14 protein-coding genes and 1 tRNA gene are annotated in these 18,649 nt (G+C 59.2%); 11 read left to right on the forward strand and 4 right to left on the reverse strand.

Going from position 1 to position 18,649, the window contains the following annotated elements:
• Nucleotides 1-32 precede the first annotated feature (32 nt).
• From ACR0KL_RS10635 to ACR0KL_RS10650, 4 genes are all read left to right on the forward strand, one after another.
• On the forward strand, nucleotides 33-746 hold the full coding sequence (locus ACR0KL_RS10635) for a uroporphyrinogen-III synthase (protein ID WP_170680530.1): 714 nt from the start codon (nucleotides 33-35) through the stop codon (nucleotides 744-746).
• A 54-nt stretch (nucleotides 747-800) separates the two neighbouring features.
• Nucleotides 801-2,063, forward strand: coding sequence for a COG4223 family protein (locus ACR0KL_RS10640; RefSeq protein ID WP_480555336.1), 1,263 nt, complete (start codon nucleotides 801-803; stop codon nucleotides 2,061-2,063).
• Between the two features lie 10 nt (nucleotides 2,064-2,073).
• On the forward strand, nucleotides 2,074-3,561 hold the full coding sequence (locus tag ACR0KL_RS10645) for a heme biosynthesis HemY N-terminal domain-containing protein (protein WP_480776998.1): 1,488 nt from the start codon (nucleotides 2,074-2,076) through the stop codon (nucleotides 3,559-3,561).
• 192 nt (nucleotides 3,562-3,753) lie between these two features.
• Nucleotides 3,754-4,170, forward strand: coding sequence for a hypothetical protein (locus ACR0KL_RS10650; RefSeq protein WP_170470608.1), 417 nt, complete (start codon nucleotides 3,754-3,756; stop codon nucleotides 4,168-4,170).
• 170 nt (nucleotides 4,171-4,340) lie between these two features.
• Here ACR0KL_RS10650 and ACR0KL_RS10655 read toward each other — a convergent pair.
• A tRNA-Leu gene (locus ACR0KL_RS10655) sits at nucleotides 4,341-4,427 on the reverse strand.
• Between the two features lie 201 nt (nucleotides 4,428-4,628).
• Between ACR0KL_RS10655 and ACR0KL_RS10660 the strand changes: the two genes are divergently transcribed.
• Nucleotides 4,629-5,612: a complex I NDUFA9 subunit family protein gene (locus ACR0KL_RS10660; RefSeq protein ID WP_170680522.1), complete on the forward strand. Its 984-nt coding sequence runs from the start codon at nucleotides 4,629-4,631 to the stop codon at nucleotides 5,610-5,612.
• On the opposite strand, the gene ACR0KL_RS10665 is transcribed toward ACR0KL_RS10660, so the two are convergent.
• The gene (locus ACR0KL_RS10665; RefSeq protein WP_170680519.1) at nucleotides 5,613-6,416 is read right to left on the reverse strand and encodes an undecaprenyl-diphosphate phosphatase; all 804 of its coding nucleotides are present in this window, start codon (nucleotides 6,414-6,416) and stop codon (nucleotides 5,613-5,615) included. It lies immediately after the preceding gene.
• Nucleotides 6,417-6,644: 228 nt separating this feature from the next.
• On the opposite strand from ACR0KL_RS10665, the gene ACR0KL_RS10670 reads away from it, so the two are divergent.
• The 6 genes from ACR0KL_RS10670 to ACR0KL_RS10695 all read left to right on the forward strand — a co-directional run bounded on the left by ACR0KL_RS10670 (nucleotide 6,645) and on the right by ACR0KL_RS10695 (nucleotide 17,534).
• Entirely contained in the window at nucleotides 6,645-8,078 is a 1,434-nt protein-coding gene (locus tag ACR0KL_RS10670; protein ID WP_170680516.1) for an NAD(P)-dependent oxidoreductase, read from the forward strand.
• 119 nt (nucleotides 8,079-8,197) lie between these two features.
• Complete coding sequence (gltB, locus tag ACR0KL_RS10675) at nucleotides 8,198-12,730, forward strand: glutamate synthase large subunit (protein ID WP_480776999.1); 4,533 nt, start codon at nucleotides 8,198-8,200, stop codon at nucleotides 12,728-12,730.
• A 151-nt stretch (nucleotides 12,731-12,881) separates the two neighbouring features.
• Entirely contained in the window at nucleotides 12,882-13,622 is a 741-nt protein-coding gene (mtgA, locus tag ACR0KL_RS10680) for a monofunctional biosynthetic peptidoglycan transglycosylase (protein WP_170680511.1), read from the forward strand.
• A 58-nt stretch (nucleotides 13,623-13,680) separates the two neighbouring features.
• A complete protein-coding gene (fzlA, locus tag ACR0KL_RS10685) occupies nucleotides 13,681-14,346 on the forward strand; it encodes an FtsZ-binding protein FzlA (RefSeq protein WP_170380156.1) in 666 nt (221 codons plus the stop codon).
• A gap of 75 nt (nucleotides 14,347-14,421) precedes the next feature.
• Nucleotides 14,422-15,459, forward strand: a complete 1,038-nt coding sequence (queG, locus tag ACR0KL_RS10690) for a tRNA epoxyqueuosine(34) reductase QueG (protein WP_480777000.1) — start codon at nucleotides 14,422-14,424, stop codon at nucleotides 15,457-15,459.
• Between the two features lie 71 nt (nucleotides 15,460-15,530).
• Nucleotides 15,531-17,534: a hydantoinase/oxoprolinase family protein gene (locus ACR0KL_RS10695; RefSeq protein WP_480777010.1), complete on the forward strand. Its 2,004-nt coding sequence runs from the start codon at nucleotides 15,531-15,533 to the stop codon at nucleotides 17,532-17,534.
• Between the two features lie 30 nt (nucleotides 17,535-17,564).
• Here ACR0KL_RS10695 and msrA read toward each other — a convergent pair whose 3' ends face one another.
• Together msrA and msrB are read right to left on the reverse strand one after the other, a co-directional pair.
• Entirely contained in the window at nucleotides 17,565-18,074 is a 510-nt protein-coding gene (gene msrA / locus ACR0KL_RS10700) for a peptide-methionine (S)-S-oxide reductase MsrA (protein WP_170380154.1), read from the reverse strand.
• Nucleotides 18,071-18,520 (reverse strand): peptide-methionine (R)-S-oxide reductase MsrB, encoded by a 450-nt coding sequence (gene msrB / locus ACR0KL_RS10705; RefSeq protein WP_170380153.1) that lies wholly within the window; start codon nucleotides 18,518-18,520, stop codon nucleotides 18,071-18,073. Before msrB ends, msrA begins: the two co-directional genes overlap by 4 nt.
• Nucleotides 18,521-18,649: the final 129 nt, after the last annotated feature.

Genomic DNA, 18,649 nt, shown 5'->3' on the forward strand with positions numbered 1-18,649 from the left:
AAGGCCGAAGGCGCCGATAGTTGTATTTGTTGATGACCCGCCCTCGCGCCGCCTCGGAGAGGTTTGTTGCGCAGCTTCCGACCCGCGTCAGATCGCGTGTTGAGGTCATCCATTCCCCCATTCTGGAAATCAAACCGCTGGCGGTTCCGATCTGTACGGCTGAGACGCAGGGGCTGATATTCACGTCCTCCAATGCGGTGAATGTGGCAGCCTCGGCGGGTGTGCGCCGGGATTTGCCTGCCTATTGCGTGGGTCCGACCACGACTGCGACCGCCGAAGGCGCGGGCTGGGATGCGCGTATGGTCGGTGGTACGGCGGAAGAGCTTGTGGCCGGTCTTTTGCAGATCAGACCAACAAGCCCGCTGTTGCATCTGCGCGGCGAACACAGCCGGGGCAACATCGCCGAGCGTCTGACCGAGATGGGCGTAACCACGCGCGAACAGGCAGTGTACCAGCAAATTCTGCTGCCGCTCAGCCCCGAGGCAAAGGCCGCATCCGAGGGCGACAGGCCAGTGATCGCGCCTATTTTCTCACCCCGCACCGCGCGACAATTCGCCGACATTTGGGCGGGCACTGCCCCGCTATGGCTGGCCGCAATCAGCGAGGCAACGGCGGAACCCCTTAAATCCTTGGGGTATGAACGTCTGAGGATCGCCAAGGAACCGACGCCCAAGAAGATGCGTAAGGCCGTTAAAAAGCTTGTGAAACACGCGTTGCGGGTTGAGAGAGAGCCGGGTGCAGATTAACTTGGAACAGTCTGTAGTTCTGGTGATTTTAGAATCGATAAGGGGAATTTGACGGTGGCGGGCAAAAAGAAATCCGATCAGGAACCGGTGGAAACCCCGAAATCAGACGATGTGGTCGAAGATGTAAGCGGTGAAACTGAAGGGTCGCCTGTTGACGAAGATGCGCCGAATGAGGACCTGATTTCCGAAGCCGAAGCCGAAGCCGAAGCCGAAGCCGAAGCCGAAGCCGAAGCCGAAGCCGAAGCCGAAGCCGAAGCCGAAGCCGAAGCCGAAGCCGAAGCGTCCGTTGAGCCGTCGGAACCTATGCAGGCCGTTGAGAAACCCGCTGAACCGACCCAGGAACAACGCGGTGGATTTGTTCCGGCCCTGATAGGTGGTGTGATTGCCGCGGGCCTTGGTTTTGCGGCGGCCCAAACGGGGCTGATCTCGTCTGGTGGGTCGGATAACTCGGACGTGATTGCGGCGCTTGAATCGAAGCTCTCGGAACAATCAGACCAGATCGAAGCGCTGACCAAGAAGCTCTCGGATGCGCCGGACGTGTCGGGCCTGACGGAACAGGTTCAGGCGCTGTCGCAAAAGCTGGACCCGGTTGATGCAGATCTGACCGCCGTGAAATCCAGCGTCGAATCTCTGACGGGTCAGATCGCGCCCCTGGCCGACCGGCTGACCGAGCTTGAGAAGGCGCCCATCGCTGCAAACACCTCGACCGAAGCGACCGCTGCTTTTGAAGCTGAACTGAAAAAGCTGCAGGACTCACTGGCGGCGCAACGAGGTGAGGTCGAAAAAATGGTCGCCGATGCGCAGGCGCTCGAGGCTAAAGCAACGGCCGAAGCGCACGCCGCGACCAACCTCGCTATCCTGTCCCGCCTGCATGGACAGTTGGATGCCGGTCAGCCTTATTCGGACCTTGTGAGTGAATTGCAAGCGGGGGGTGTGACGGTGCCGGATGCGCTTTCAGCGCCTGCGGACAAAGGGGTTGAGACGCTGTCGTCCTTGAGGGCCTCATTCCCGGCGGCGGCGCGTACCGCTTTGGCGGATGCGCGTGATGCGGATAAAGGCACGGGCGTGATCGCCTTTTTGCAACGCCAGACCGGCGCGCGATCGGTGACCCCTCAGGATGGGGATGGCCCGGATGCCGTGCTGTCGCGTGCTCAGGCGGCTTTGGCTGATGGTGACGTCGCCTCCGCACTGACTGAATTGAAATCCCTGCCAGAGGCGGCACAAACCGCAATGGCCGATTGGGAACAAGCAGCCCAGACCCGGGTCGCGGCGGTTGAAGCTGCCGATATGCTTGCTTCCGACCTGAACTCGAACTGAAGGACCTGCCATGCTGTGGTCATTGTTTAAGATCCTTGTTTTTGTTGCGATTATCGGCCTTCTGGCTTTGGGTGGTCACTTCCTCATGCAAACCAGCGGCGGGGTTCAGATCACGGTCGCCGGAGTGGAATACACGCTGGGGCCGCTGCAATCGGTGATCGCGCTGGGCGTGCTGGTTTTTGGCGTCTGGTTGTTCTTCAAACTGCTGGGCCTGCTGATCGCGACGCTGAAATTCCTCAATGGCGATGAAACCGCCTTGTCACGCCATTTCGACCGCAGCCGCGAACGGCGCGGATATGAGGCACTGTCCGACGGTCTCATGGCGTTAGCATCGGGCGAGGGTCGCATGGCGATGGCCAAGGCCTCTAAGGCCGAGAAACTGCTGAACAAGCCGGAACTGACCAACTTGTTGGTCGCGCAAGCGGCCGAGATGACGGGCGACACCAAAAAGGCTTCGGAGACCTACAAAAAGCTGGTGACCAATAGCGCAACGCGCTTTGTCGGTGTGCGCGGTATCATGAAACAGAAGCTGGCCGAGGGCGATGACGAAACCGCGCGCAAACTGGCCGAGAAGGCCCTCGCGCTAAAGCCGCGCCATGAGGAAACGCAAGATGTCTTGCTCAACCTGCAAACCAAGGCACAGGATTGGGCCGGAGCGCGGTCGACTCTGACGTCGAAGCTGAAGGCCGGGTACCTGCCGCGCGACGTGTTCAAACGGCGCGACGCGGTTCTGGCCCTGTCCGAGGCCAAGGGCATTCTGGACGACGGAGCAAGCGTCGAGCAACAAGAACAAGCCATCGAGGCCAACCGCCTGTCACCCGATCTGGTGCCCGCCGCCGCCATGGCTGCGCGGGCCTATATCGAAAAAGGCAAACCGCGCGCGGCGACCAAGATCCTCAAGAAAGCGTGGGAGGTTCAGCCCCACCCCGATCTCGCCCATGCCTTTGCCGAGATTGCACCGGAGGAGTCGGCTCAGGACCGTATCAAGCGGTTCACCGCGCTGACCCGTATCCACCCTGAGAACATGGAAACCCGCCTGATTCTGGCCGAATTGAACATCGTCGCCGAGGACTTCCCCGAAGCGCGTCGCGCGCTGGGGGATGTGGTGGAGAAACAGGCTGATGCCCGTGGATACACGTTGATGGCGGCCATCGAGCGCGGCGAAGGTGCCTCGGACGCGGTTGTTCAGGGTTGGCTGGCCAAGGCCTTGACGGCGCCGCGTGGGCCGCAATGGGTGTGCGAGAACTGTCACGACATTCAGCCCGAATGGGGCCCGGTCTGCCAGAATTGCGGCAGCTTCGATACGCTCAGCTGGCAGACACCTCAGACGCCCGAGATCGCCACAGCCACAGGTGTGCATATGTTGCCTTTGATTGTGGGCGCGCTGGAAGACAAAGCCTCTGCCGAAGAAGAACCCGAGACCGAAGAGGATGTCCCTGCTGAGGTGATCGAGCTGAACGCCGATACGGTCGATGAGACCGCAGAGAAGCAGGCCTGACCCAAACGGCCTGATCTTTTCCAGCCCGCAGCAGCTTTGCAAAAGATGAAAGTGTAAGTCTGTGGCGCCTCTCAAAAGGGCGCAGTTCTGGGGTATTTAACGCCAGTGTGACGGGTTTCACTGACTCTCCGGCAGCATTTGCCGCATTCTCTCGATGAATCGACCAAGCGTCTTAGATTGAGGAGAAACCAAATGAAAATTGATGAAAAAGGCCTGGATAAATTTGAGAAAGAAGCGGACAAGCTCGCGGCGGCGATTGTGCAGCAGTCCAAAATTATTGATCAGGCGGAAAAGGCGTCTCCGGTCGCGAAGAAAACACTGGCACCGTTGAAAAAGGCAATTGCAGTGGCGATGAAGCAAGGCAAAGCTGCGCAGAAGGCCATTTCGACTGCGAAGAAGAAAAAATGTATGGACGAAAAGGCCAACAAAGACCTTCTGGTTCAGGTGTCGAAAGCTGCCAAGACTGCATCGGCGGCCAAGAAATTGATCGGTCACGAGGCAACGCATGTGGTGCAACAGGCCGTCCCGAAAGCGAAGCCGAAGCAAATGGAAAAGACCTTCGACGAAAAGCTGAAGTTCTGGCAAAACCTAGAAAAGAAAGCCAAGTAAATCTGAGACATAGGCCGGGGCCTGCGCAGAGCACTGCTTTGCGAGGCCCTGACGTCAACGCTCAAGGCATGAAATGCTGTGCGTGTGGTTGGATCTGAGACTGAATTCCCCAAACACACGGGCTATTTCCACGCCGCAAATGCGAGTAATCGATACAATTTAGGGGGATTTGGTGCCCAGGAGAGGACTCGAACCTCCACGTCCATACGGACACTAGCACCTGAAGCTAGCGCGTCTACCAATTCCGCCACCTGGGCAGGTGTCGTGAGGGGGCGTTTAAGCCCAGCGGCGGGGAGGGTCAACCAGATTCGGACAGATTTTTGAAAGTTTTTTGAACCACGCCGCTCGGCCCCTTTTCACAGTGGGTTTCTTCGCAGGACACGCGGCGATTTGATGCCTTGTTTCAAAGGGGTTCGGGCGCTACTTCTACGTCAAAGCCACGCAGCAGGAGCCATCGAATGTCGAAACTGGTCACGATCTACGGAGGGTCAGGGTTTGTCGGGCGCTACATCGCGCGCCGTATGGCGGCCAAAGGGTGGCGCGTCCGAGTCGCCGTGCGACGCCCGAACGAGGCCATGTTCGTGAAACCCTATGGCGTTGTGGGTCAGGTTGAACCGGTTTTTTGCAACATCCGGGATGACGCTTCGGTGCAGTTGGCCATGCAGGGTGCAGAAGCGGTTGTGAATTGCGTGGGTGTTCTGAACGAACTGGGCAAGAACGGGTTTGATGCAGTGCAGGCCGAAGGGGCCGAACGCATCGCGCGTCTTGCGTCCGAGAATGGCGTGGAGCGGATGGTTCATATCTCGGCCATTGGTGCAGATGCCGAGTCGGCCAGCGCTTATTCCCGCACCAAAGCTGCGGGTGAGGCCGGAGTTCTGGCTCATATGCCCGATGCAGTAATCCTGCGCCCTTCGATCATTTTTGGTACCGAGGATCAGTTCTTCAACCGGTTCGCCGCGATGACGCGGTTCGGGCCGTTTTTGCCTCTGGTCGGGGCCGAGACGCGGTTTCAACCGGTCTATGTGGATGATGTGGCGCAGGCGGCCGAGCAGGGTGTCTTGGGGAAAGCGGCCTCGGGCATTTATGAGCTGGGCGGTCCTGAGGTGAAAACCTTCCGGGCTTTGATGCAGCAAATGCTGGAGGTGATTCATCGGCGCCGGGTGATTCTGGGTGTGCCGTTCTTTGCCGCCAAGATCATGGCCGGTGTGTTGGATATTCTGAAATTCGTCAGCTTCCAGCTGTTCTCGAATCCGATCCTGACGCAGGATCAGCTGAAGAACCTTCGACAAGACAATGTAGTCGGTGACAGCGCCAAGGGCTTTGCGGATCTGAGGATTGTGCCCACTACGTTGGATGCTGTTCTGCCCGAATACCTGTGGAAATTCCGCCCCTCAGGTCAGTATGACGACATTCAGAACTCGGCCAAGAATTTGCGGACCTGATCAGCTATAGGCGATCACCAGCAGGATCGCGCCAAGAATGACGCGATAGATGACATAGGGCGTGAAGCTGACACTGCGCAGCAGGCGCATCATCAGGCTGAGTGCTAACAGGGCCGACACAAAGGCAAAGAGGGCGGCGATCGCTCCGTCTTTGGCCAGCTGCGCGTCGGCCTGGTGGGCTACGTCAAGGGATAGCAACACGCCTGAGGCGATGATGGTCGGGATCGACATAAGCATGGCGAGGCGTGCGCCTTCTTCCCGTGTATAGCCCAGATTCCGTGCCCCGGTGATGGTGATGCCCGACCGGGATGTCCCCGGAATCAGGGCGATTGCCTGCCAAAGTCCCATGATGGCCGCGTCACGCAGACTCCAATCGGCGGCGATCTTGGTCTGGGGGCCTTTCTGGTCCATCCAATAGAGCAGCAGCCCAAACAGCAGCATGGTCCAGCCGATGACGGCGATGGATCGCAGCGCCTCGGTCAGGCCGGTCAGGTAAAGGACCAGCCCAGCGAGGACTGTCGGAATCGTTGCCACGATCAACCCCAGCGCCAACCGTGCCTGCGCCGTGTCGGTGCGCCCAGATAGCGCGGCAGGCAGCCCGCGGATTGCTTGTTTGACGTCGGACCAGAAGTAAAAAACAACCGCACCCAGCGTGCCCACATGAACTGCCACGTCGATGGTTTGGCCCTGATCCTGCATCCCGGTCAGGTTGGGAAGCAAGATCAGATGGCCGGACGAGGAGACAGGCAGAAATTCAGTAAGCCCCTGAATGATCGCCACGAGAATCAAGTGAAAGAGACTCATTTACCCTGCCGCACTGCCATCAAATTGCTTTGAGTTCATGGGTATTCTGGTGGTGTCGAAAAGGAAAGATGATAGATAGGTCCGTATCGGACATAAAAATAGAAGAAAAAAGCAAATATTTTACGCGCCAGCTGAGATTTTTCTTAATTAGGTCAGTATATATGACTTTTCATATCCGGGGCGATCTCATAAAGAGATGCTTCCTAGCCAATTCATGGAGTCGGACCCGTGGCAAAGCAACCGATGTTGAAATTTGTGCAGATTGACCGTGTCATGCCTGAAAAGCGTGCCGCCGACGACCGCAAAGAAGACTTTGACGAAATCTACGCGGAATTCGCATCGGCCAAGGCCGCAGAGCAAGCCAGTCGCTGCAGCCAATGTGGTGTGCCCTATTGCCAATCGCATTGCCCGTTGCACAACAACATCCCCGACTGGTTGCGCCTGACAGCGACAGGTCGCCTGGAAGAGGCCTACGCGACCAGTCAGGCCACCAACACATTCCCCGAGATCTGTGGCCGTATCTGTCCTCAGGATCGCTTGTGCGAGGGCAACTGCGTGATTGAACAGTCGGGCCACGGCACGGTCACCATCGGGACAATTGAAAGATACATCACCGACACCGCTTGGGACAAAGGCTGGGTGAAGCCCGTCGTTCCGACCGCTGAACGCGGCGAAAGTGTGGGCATCATCGGCGGAGGCCCGGGTGGCCTGGCGGCAGCCGACATGCTGCGCCGTGCCGGTATCCAAGTCACAGTTTATGACCGCTATGACCGTGCGGGCGGCTTGTTGATGTACGGTATCCCTGGCTTCAAGCTCGAGAAAGACATCGTCCAGCGCCGCAATGATCTGTTGGCCGAAGGCGGGGTGGAGTTCGTTCTGAACTGCGACGTGGACGCCGCCAAATTTGACGAAATTCGCGCCAAGCATGACGCCGTGATCATCGCAACCGGCGTTTACAAGTCGCGTGATCTGTCCATGCCGGGCAGCGGATTGACGGGTATCGAGAAGGCGATCGACTTCTTAACCGCCTCGAATCGCAAAAGCTTTGGTGACGCGGTCGAAAATTTCGACAATGGCCGACTGAACGCCGACGGCAAGAAAGTTGTCGTTATCGGCGGTGGCGACACGGCGATGGACTGTGTGCGCACCTCGATCCGTCAAGGCGCGACCTCGGTCAAATGCTTGTACCGCCGTGACCGTGCCAACATGCCCGGCTCGCAGCGAGAAACGCAGAACGCCGAGGAAGAAGGCGTGGTATTCGAATGGCTTAGCGCGCCAAAGGGTTTCGTCGGCGATGACAAAGTTACCGGCGTGATGGTGCAGAAGATGCGCCTTGGACAACCGGATGCGTCGGGTCGTCAGGCCCCTGAGGTGATCGAAGGTGCCGACTATGTCGAGGACGCCGATCTGGTGATCAAGGCGCTGGGTTTTGAGCCCGAAGACTTGCCCACGTTGTTCGGTCAGCCCGATCTGCCGGTCACGCGCTGGGGCACCATCAAAGCGGCCTTCCAGACCGGTGAAACCGAGATGGACGGCGTCTATGCCATTGGTGACATCGTGCGCGGAGCCTCTCTGGTCGTCTGGGCGATCCGGGATGGCCGAGATTGCGCTGATGCCATCATTGAGCGGTTCAATGCCAAGGCGGTGGTCGCAGCTGAATAACTGCCATCGTCGAAGTTCAACATTTTCCCAAAGGGATACGCGTTCGATCCAGAACGCCAGCCAAAGACCAAAACCAGGGATCCGGCAATCCGTGCCCCCTTGGAAGCAGGAGACAGCGAATGACCAAATTTGATGCCGATTGGGTGCGCGCCGAGGAAACCAAGCGCAAGTGGATGGCGGAAAACGGTCTTTATTCCGAAGAGGAAGAGCATTCCTCATGCGGTGTGGGCCTTGTGGTGTCCGTCGATGGTAAGCCTTCGCGTAAGGTTGTTGATGCGGGGATCGATGCCCTGAAGGCGATCTGGCACCGGGGCGCTGTCGATGCGGATGGCAAGACAGGTGACGGCGCGGGTATCCACGTTCAAATTCCTGTTCCATTCTTCTACGATCAGATTCGTCGCACCGGTCACGAACCCAACCTGGATGAGCTGATCGCGGTTGGTCAGGTCTTTCTGCCTCGCACCGATTTTGGCGCGCAGGAAAGCTGCCGGACCATCGTGGAAACCGAAGTTTTGCGGATGGGCTACTATATCTATGGCTGGCGTCACGTGCCGGTTGATGTCACCTGTCTGGGCGACAAGGCCAACGCGACCCGTCCTGAAATCGAGCAAATCCTGATCTCCAACTCGAAAGGCGTGAACGAAGAGACGTTCGAGCGTGAGTTGTATGTTATCCGTCGTCGCATCGAAAAAGCGGCTGCGGCTGCTGGGATTTCTGGTCTCTATCTGGCTTCGCTGTCCTGCCGCTCGATTATCTACAAGGGCATGATGCTGGCTGAACAGGTCGCGGTTTTCTACCCAGACCTGATGGACGAACGCTTTGAGTCGGCCTTTGCGATCTATCATCAGCGCTATTCGACCAACACCTTCCCACAATGGTGGCTGGCCCAACCCTTCCGCATGCTGGCCCACAATGGTGAGATCAACACGCTGAAGGGCAACATCAACTGGATGAAGAGCCATGAGATCCGCATGGCGTCCTCGACCTTTGGTGACTATGCCGAAGATATCAAGCCGATCATCGCAGGCGGATCGTCTGATTCGGCCGCGTTAGACTCGGTTTTTGAGGTTCTGGTACGCGCGGGCCGCTCGGCACCCATGGCGAAAACCATGCTGGTGCCGGAAAGCTGGTCCAAGCAGGCCGTTGAGCTGCCGCAGGCGTGGCGCGACATGTATTCCTACTGCAACTCGGTGATGGAACCATGGGATGGCCCTGCCGCTCTGGCCATGACCGATGGCCGCTGGGTCTGTGCCGGTCTCGACCGGAATGGTCTGCGCCCGATGCGCTATGTGGTGACGGGCGATGGTCTGGTCATCGCGGGCTCTGAGGCCGGAATGGTGCCGATTGATGAGGCCTCGGTGACTGAAAAAGGCGCTCTGGGTCCGGGTCAGATGCTGGCCGTGGATATGAAGCGCGGCAAGCTTTACCGGGACAAACAGATCAAGGACAAACTGGCCCGCGCCCTGCCGTTTGGTGAGTGGGTCAATAAGATCAATGATCTGGATGACTCCCTGGCCGGCGTGACCGAGACAGCCATGTTCCGCGGAGAAGAGCTGCGCAAGCGTCAGATCGCGGCGGGATACTCGATCGAAGAGCTGGAGCAGATCCTCGCGCCGATGGCCGAGGATGGTAAGGAGTCGCTGGCTTCGATGGGGGATGACACGCCCTCGGCCGTGCTGTCCAAGCAGTACCGCCCGCTAAGCCATTTCTTCCGTCAGAACTTTAGCCAGGTGACAAACCCGCCCATCGACAGCTTGCGGGAATACCGCGTGATGTCGCTGAAAACGCGGTTCGGTAACCTGAAAAACGTGCTGGACGAAGATAGCAGCCAAACCGAAATCGTTGTGCTGGGCAGCCCCTTTGTTGGCAACGCGCAGTGGGACAAACTGGTTGAGACCTTCGGCTCTCCTCTGGCAGAAATCGACTGCAGCTTTGAGCCCGGTCGTGGCGCGCTGAGCGACGCCTTGGCCCGTGTTAGAGCCGAAGCAGAGGAGGCTGTGCGCTCGGGCGCGGGGCATCTGGTGCTGTCGGACATGAACTCGGGCGAGGGCCGTGTGGCCATGCCGATGATCCTGGCGACCAGCGCGGTGCACTCGCATCTGACACGGCAAGGACTTCGGACCTTCTGCTCGCTGAACGTGCGTTCGGCCGAATGTGTTGATCCGCATTATTTTGCGGTTCTGATCGGCTGTGGTGCAACCGTTGTGAACGCCTATCTGGCCGAGGATTCGCTGGCCGATCGGATTGACCGTGGTCTGCTGGAAGGCACGCTGACCGAGAACGTCGCGCGCTATCGCGAGGCCATCGATCAGGGTCTGCTGAAGATCATGGCCAAGATGGGCATCTCGGTGATCTCATCCTATCGAGGCGGTCTGAACTTTGAGGCCGTGGGTCTTAGCCGTGCCATGGTTGCCGAGTACTTCCCCGGTATGACCAGCCGGATTTCCGGCATCGGTGTCACGGGTATTCAGGCCAAGGTCGAGGAAATCCATGCCAAAGCGTGGGACAATGGCTTGGATGTGCTGCCTATTGGTGGGTTCTACAAAGCCCGGCAATCGGGCGAGACCCATGCTTGGGAAGCGACCTCGATGCACATGATGCAGATGGCGTGCAACAAGGCGTCCTACGAGCTGTGGAAGCAGTATTCGGCCAAGATGCAATCGAACCCTCCGATCCATCTGCGTGATCTGATGGACTTCAAACCGCTGGGCAAACCGGTGCCGATTGAAGAGGTCGAATCGATCACCTCGATCCGCAAGCGCTTTGTCACGCCGGGTATGTCGCTGGGCGCGCTGTCGCCCGAGGCGCACAAGACGCTGAACGTGGCGATGAACCGGATTGGTGCGAAATCCGACTCGGGTGAAGGTGGTGAAGACCCGGCACACTTTGTGCCGGAACCCAATGGCGACAACCCGTCGGCCAAGATCAAACAGGTGGCTTCGGGCCGGTTCGGCGTGACTGCCGAGTATCTGAACCAGTGTGAAGAGCTTGAGATCAAGGTCGCCCAGGGCGCCAAACCGGGTGAGGGTGGTCAGCTGCCCGGCATGAAGGTCACCGACCTGATTGCGCGTCTGCGTCACTCGACCAAAGGTGTGACGCTGATCTCGCCGCCACCGCACCACGACATCTACTCGATCGAGGATCTGGCGCAGTTGATCTACGACCTCAAGCAGATCAACCCGCGCTGCAAGGTGACGGTGAAGCTGGTGGCGTCCTCAGGCGTGGGCACGATTGCTGCAGGTGTGGCCAAGGCGAAAGCGGATATCATCCTGATTTCGGGCCACAATGGCGGCACGGGCGCGTCGCCTGCGACCTCGATCAAATATGCCGGTCTTCCGTGGGAGATGGGCCTGACTGAGGCGCATCAGGTTCTGGCGATGAACAACCTGCGTGACCGCGTGACCTTGCGGACCGATGGTGGCCTACGGACCGGTCGTGACATCGTCATGGCAGCAATGATGGGGGCCGAGGAATATGGCATCGGCACCGCCGCCTTGATCGCGATGGGCTGTATCATGGTGCGTCAGTGCCAGTCGAACACCTGCCCGGTTGGCGTGTGTACGCAAGACGAAAGCCTGCGCGCCAAGTTCACCGGCAACGCGGATAAGGTCGTCAACCTGATCACCTTCTACGCGCAGGAAGTACGCGAGCTGCTGGCCAGCCTCGGTGCGCGTTCGATTGATGAGATCATCGGTCGGGCCGATCTGCTAGATCAGGTCAGCCGTGGCTCGGCCCATCTGGACGATCTGGACCTGAACCCGCTGCTGATCACTGTCGATGGCGCGCATGACATCGTCTACAACCGTGACAAGGACCGCAACGCGGTGCCTGATACGCTGGACGCCGAGATCGTGCGCGACGCGGCGCGGTTCCTGAAAGACGGTGAAAAGATGCAGCTGTCTTACGCGATCCAGAACACGCACCGGACCGTAGGTACGCGCGTCTCCAGCCATATCGTTCAGAACTTCGGTATGCGGAACACGTTCCAGGACGACCACCTGCATGTGAAACTGCAGGGCTCGGCAGGTCAGTCGCTGGGGGCCTTTGCGGCACCGGGTCTGAAGCTGGAGGTGTCTGGTGACGCCAACGACTATGTCGGCAAAGGGCTGTCAGGCGGCATGATCGTCGTCCGCCCACCACAGGTCAGCCCGCTGAAGGCAGATGACAACACGATCATCGGTAACACCGTTCTCTACGGTGCAACCGACGGGCAGCTGTTTGCCGCTGGTCGCGCGGGTGAGCGGTTCGCGGTGCGGAACTCGGGCGCCAAAGTGGTGATCGAGGGCTGTGGCTCGAACGGGTGTGAATACATGACCGGTGGTGTCGCGGTGATCCTGGGTGATATCGGGGCCAACTTTGGCGCCGGTATGACCGGCGGCATGGCCTATCTGTATGATCCGGAGGGCAAGGCGCAGGCGTTGATGAACATGGAAACGCTGGTGAGCTGTCCGGTGACCGTCGATCATTGGGAAGATCAGTTGAAGTCCCTGATCGAGCGTCACGCGGCGGAAACCTTCAGCCGGAAAGCCTCGGACATCCTGCAGCATTGGGATGTGGAAACGGCGAACTTCCTGCAGGTCTGCCCGAAAGAGATGCTGAACAAGCTCAGCCATCCTCTGACAAACGAAGTGGCTGCTGTTCCGGCCGAATAAGTCGGGCGCAGAGATAAACAAGAAGGACCCGTGTTTCTGAAGTGGAACGCGGGTCTTTTTGTATTTCGCGGCGGACACAGTCGTGCGGTCCAATCCGCCGATCCGGAATTCCGCCGTTCCCAAGACCGGCGCGGCGGCGTATAGCAAAACCATGGCAAAGAAAGCAGCCCGCAAGAAAAGCGGCAGAAAAAGTAAGGCAGGCAAGGGGCAAAAGACACGGTCGCTCTGGTCCCGTATCCGGCGATGGATGATCTATTCCGCGCTGGGCGTTGCGGCGTTTCTGGTGGCTTTGGTGGTTCTGTACTCGGTCGTGAACCCTCCGATCACGCATACGATCTGGTCTGAGTGGCGTCGCCTTGGAAAGGTTGAGCGCGAGTGGGTCACGATGGATGAGATCGCTCCGATCATGGCGCGTTCAGTCGTGGCGGCTGAGGATGCGAATTTCTGCCTGCATTGGGGTTTTGACGTCGAAGCCATTCGTGACGCTTTGGAGGGTGGCGGGACCCGAGGGGCCTCGACCATCACGCAGCAGGTGGTGAAGAATGTCTTTCTGTGGCAGGGGCGCAGTTGGGTGCGAAAGGCGATGGAAACTACGATCACGCCAGTGGTCGAGATTTTCTGGAGCAAACAGCGCATTCTTGAGGTCTATCTAAACGTCGCGGAAACCGGGACGGGCCTGTTTGGGGTTGAGGCTGCGGCGCAGCGGAACTTTGGTGTCAGCGCGGCGCAACTGACCCCGACGCAGGCGGCGCGGCTTGCGGCGATCCTGCCCTCGCCCCGCAAGCGCTCGGTGACGGACCCGTCGGTTTTCACCCGCAGGCGGGCGGCGGCCATCCTGCAAGGGGCGGCTACCATCCGCGCAGATGGTCGCGCGGATTGTTTCGAGGATTGAATCCCACGCCCTGCCGAGGCTAAAGCTGAGGGGTACTCATTGGTTTGATTGGATGTCCATGGCGCGTTTGTTTCACGTTCCCCTCTCTCCTTACTGTCGTAAGGTTCGGCTGTCTCTGGCCGAAAAGAAGATCGAAGTTGAGCTGGTCGAAGAGCGGTATTGGGAACAAGATCCGGATTTCCTGCGTCGAAACCCGGCTGGCAAAGTGCCGGTTTTGCGGTTGGACGGGCAGATCATGTCCGAGAGTGCGGCGATTTGTGAGTATATCGAGGACACGCGCCCAGAACCGCCCTTGATGCCCAAGACCGCCGAAGCGCGGTATGAGGTGCGGCGATTGGTGGGCTGGTTCGATGACAAGTTTCATCACGAGGTGACTTCGAAACTTCTGTATGAGCGGGTCAACAAGAAGATGACCGGACAGGGCTATCCGGACAGCAAAAACGTCAAAGAAGGCGCGCGGGCGATCAAGTATCACTTGGACTACATGGCGTGGTTGCTGGATCATCGTCGCTGGTTGGCCGGGGATCAGATGACGCTGGCGGATTTCGCGGCGGCGGCGCATTTGTCGGCGCTGGACTATATCTCGGACGTGGATTGGAATCGCAGCGCGGCGGTGAAGGATTGGTACGCCAAGATCAAATCGCGGCCGGCGTTCCGGTCGATTCTGGCGGATCAGGTGCCGGGATTTCGGCCTCCGCCCCATTACGCCGATCTGGATTTCTGATAGGGTGGCAAAGGGGGGCTGTCTGCCCCCCATCGCGCCAGAGGCGCGATTCCCCCCGAGGATATTTTTAGCCAGATGAAGAGCGGATCGGGTTTAAAGGACAAACTGGTGGCGCAGGCTTTGGCCGAGGGGTTTGTCTCGTGCCGGGTGTGTCGCCCTTGGGACGTGCCGCAGGTGCCAGCGCAGTTGGAGGCCTTTTTGGGGGCCGGGTATCACGGGCAGATGGGCTGGATGGCGGAGCGCACGCATTGGCGTGGGGATCCGGCGGCCCTTTGGCCCGAGGCGCGTTCGGTGATCATGCTGGCCGAAAGCTACACGCCCGAGCATGATCCGACCGAGGTTTTGGCCCATCCGGAGCGCGGTGCGATTTCTGTCTATGCGCAGAACAAGGACTACCACGATCTGGTCAAGAAGCGGCTGAAACGATTGGCCCGTTGGTTGATTGCCGAAGCGGGTGGTGAGGTTAAGGTTTTTGTGGACACCGCCCCGGTTCCCGAAAAGGCTTTGGGTCATGCAGCCGGGTTGGGGTGGCAGGGCAAACACACCAATCTGGTCAGCCGAGTATGGGGCAATTGGTGCTTTATAGGCTCTGTTTTTACAACTTTGGACCTCCCGGCGGATATGGCGGAAGTTGACCATTGTGGGTCGTGCCGTGCCTGTTTGGACAGTTGTCCGACAGATGCCTTTCCCGCCCCGTATCAACTGGATGCGCGCCGGTGTATCTCCTACCTGACGATTGAGCACAAAGGCCCGGTTGAGGAAGAACTGCGTGGCAAGATGGGCAATCGGATTTACGGCTGCGATGATTGTTTGGCTGCGTGCCCTTGGAACAAGTTTGCAGTGGCGGCCAGCGACATTCGATATGCGGCGCGGGAGGATCTGAAGGCTCCGGCCCTGGCTCATCTGGCGGTGTTGGATGATGCCGCGTTTCGGGCAAAATTCTCGGGCTCTCCGATCAAGCGGATCGGGCGAGACCGGTTCGTACGCAATGTTCTCTATGCCATTGGCAACTCGGGTCGGGCCGAATTGCGGGCTGTGGCGCAGGGCTTGGCGGATGATCCCGATCCGACTGTGGCCGATGCCGCGCGCTGGGCGGTGGAACAGCTAGGTTAAATGCCGCAAATAGGCTGGACGTGTCGGTCCAAACCGCTACACCCATCTGCAGCGAACAGATGGAGGACCCGATGGCGCTGGCTTTGGGGGTAGATACGGGCGGGACCTATACCGATGCGGTGTTGATCCGGGATGAGCGTGAGGTGATCGCCTCGGCCAAGTCCCTGACCACTCGGGCGGACCTGGCGATTGGGGTGGGTAAGGCGATCTCGGCCGTTTTGGACGAGGCGCAGGTGACGCCGGATCAGATCTCGATGGCGTCTCTGTCGACGACGCTGGCCACCAATGCTCTGGTCGAGGGGCAGGGCGGTCGCGTGGCCTTGATCTATATCGGGTTCAAGGAAAGCGATCTTGAGAAGCATGGTCTGAGGGATGCTTTGAAAGGTGATCCGGCGCTTGTTGTTGCAGGTGGGCACAGCCATGCCGGCGGTGAGGTCGCAAAGCTGGATGTTGAAGTCTTGGAGGCGTTTTTAGACTCTCACAAAGGGGTTTCTGGCTTTGCCGTGGCAGCCCAGTTCGCGACACGCAACCCGGCGCACGAGTTGGAAGCGGCGCGGATCATAGCCGAAAAGACCGGAGCGCCGGTCACCTGCTCGCACCAATTGTCGGCCAAGTTGAACGGGCCAAAGCGTGCCGTCACGGCCGTTTTGAATGCGCGGTTGATCGGGATGATTAATCGGCTGATCGGGCGCGCTCAGGATCAGTTGCTTTCTTTGGACATTACCGCTCCGATGATGGTCGTGCGCGGGGACGGGGCTTTGATGAGCGCGGAACAGGCGCGGGAGCGGCCGATTGAAACGATTCTGAGTGGTCCTGCCGCCTCGATCGTCGGGGCGCGGTGGTTGACGGGGGCAGAGAATGCTCTGGTCTCTGATATCGGCGGTACGACGACGGATGTGGCGCTGATCCGCGATGGGAAGCCCGCGATTGATCCGGCGGGCGCGCAGGTTGGTGGGTTCCGCACAATGGTTGAGGCCGTCGCGATGCGGACTCATGGTTTGGGCGGCGACAGTCAGGTTCATGTCATGACCGAAGGCTTGAAGGGCGGCGTTTTCCTTGGGCCACGGCGGGTGCTGCCGGTTTCACTGATCGCGTCTGAGGCACCGGAGGTGGTGCATGCGATACTCAACGAGCAGCTGCGCTCAACCACGGTGGGCGAGCATGACACACGGTTTGCTCGCCGCGTTCCGGGGGTGCATGCCGATGGGATCGGTGCGCGGGAAGAGGCGTTACTGGACCGGCTGGGCGATCAGGTCCTGCCCCTCAGCGGACTATTGCGGACGCGGATGGAGAATGGCGCGCTGAACCGTTTGGTGGATCGCGGAATCGTTCAGGTTTCGGGGATCACGCCATCTGATGCCAGCCATGTTCTTGGCCGGGTCGAGGCGTGGGACGCAGATGCCGCACGCAAGGCGCTGGAACTGGTTGCGCGCAAACGGGTTGGGTCGGGTGACATGCTGGCGGCGACACCGGAACACCTGGCGCTGATGATCATCGACCAACTGACAGAACAGACCAGTTTGACCTTGTTAGAGACTGCTTTTGCTGAAGAGGCAGACGATTTCGGTCTACCCCCGAAGGAGCTTGCCCGGCATGTCCTGACCCAACGTGGATTGGCGCAGCACCGAGGGTTGCTGGCGCTGGATGCGGCGTTGAATGTGGATGTGGTGGGATTGGGTGCCTCGGCCCCAAGCTACTATCCGGCGGTTGGGGAGCGGCTGCGTTGCAAAATGGTTCTGCCCGAACATGCAGGCGTGGCCAACGCCATCGGGGCGGTGGTCGGGCGGCTGACTCTGCGGCGGTCGGGAACCATTACCTCGCCTGCCGAAGGGCAGTACCGTGTTCATCTGGAGGACGGCCCGAAGGACTTCAACGCCTCGGATGAGGCTTTGGCGTTGCTGGAAAAGATCCTCCGAGATGAGACGGAAGGGGCCGTGCGCGAGGCGGGTGCTGAAGATATCCGAGTGGTTGTCGACCGCGATATCCGAACCGCCCGCGTGGAAGAGCGTGAGGTGTTTGTCGAGGCGATGTTGACCGTCGAGGCCAGCGGTCGACCGCGTGTCGCCACGGGTTAACCCCCTTCGGAACCCGAAAGGGACCAAGCGTCATTCAGCCGCGTCGCGTTTGGGCAGGACCCAATCGGGGCGCGGGAAGTGGCAGGTATAGCCGTTTGGAATGCGTTCCAGATAATCCTGATGTTCGGGTTCGGCGTCCCAGAAGTCACCCACGGGTTCAAGTTCGGTGACGACCTTGCCGGGCCACAATCCACTGGCGTTCACATCCGCGATTGTGTCCAGAGCCACCTGCTTTTGCGCGTCATCCACATAATAGATCGCTGAACGGTAGCTCATTCCAAGATCATTGCCCTGACGATTCGGTGTCGTCGGGTCGTGGATCTGAAAGAAGAACTCCAGCAGATCGCGATAGGTGATATGAGAGGGATCAAAGAAAATCTCGATCCCTTCGGCATGGGTTCCGTGGTTGCGATAAGTGGCGTTTGGCACGTCGCCGCCGGTATATCCGACACGCGTGCGGGAGACGCCGGGCAGTTTGCGGATCAAATCCTGCATGCCCCAAAAGCAGCCACCGGCCAGAACAGCGCGTTCGATACTCATTGGATGTCCTCCACATGGATCAGGTATTCACCGTAACCTTCGTCCTCCATCTCGTCGCGATGGATGAACCGCAGTGCGGCAGAGTTAATGCAATAGCGCAGACCACCATGTTCGCGCGGGCCGTCCGGGAAGACGTGGCCCAGATGGCTGTCACCGTGTTTTGAGCGGACCTCGGTGCGGATCATACCATGGGTGGTGTCGCGAAACTCTTCCACATGCTCATGGATGATTGGCTTTGTGAAACTGGGCCAGCCGCAGCCGGATTCGTATTTGTGCGTCGAGGCAAACAGCGGCTCGCCCGATACGATATCCACGTAGATGCCGGGCTCTTTATTGCCCAGATATGCGCCGGTTCCGGGACGTTCGGTGCCGCTGCGCTGGGTGACGTGAAACGCCTCGGGGGACAGAGCGGCAACGACCGCAGGGTCCTTGGTGTAGCGGGACATGGCTCCTCCGTTCAATTGGAATGGTTGAGTAGTATTTGGGCATAAAATTTCGGAAATCAAAATCATATTTCAAACCCCTCGCGCGCATGTGCGGTTGATCCAGAAGGGGGTTTTTACCGTATTCTTAAT

The organism is Ruegeria sp. C8 (assembly GCF_056537565.1).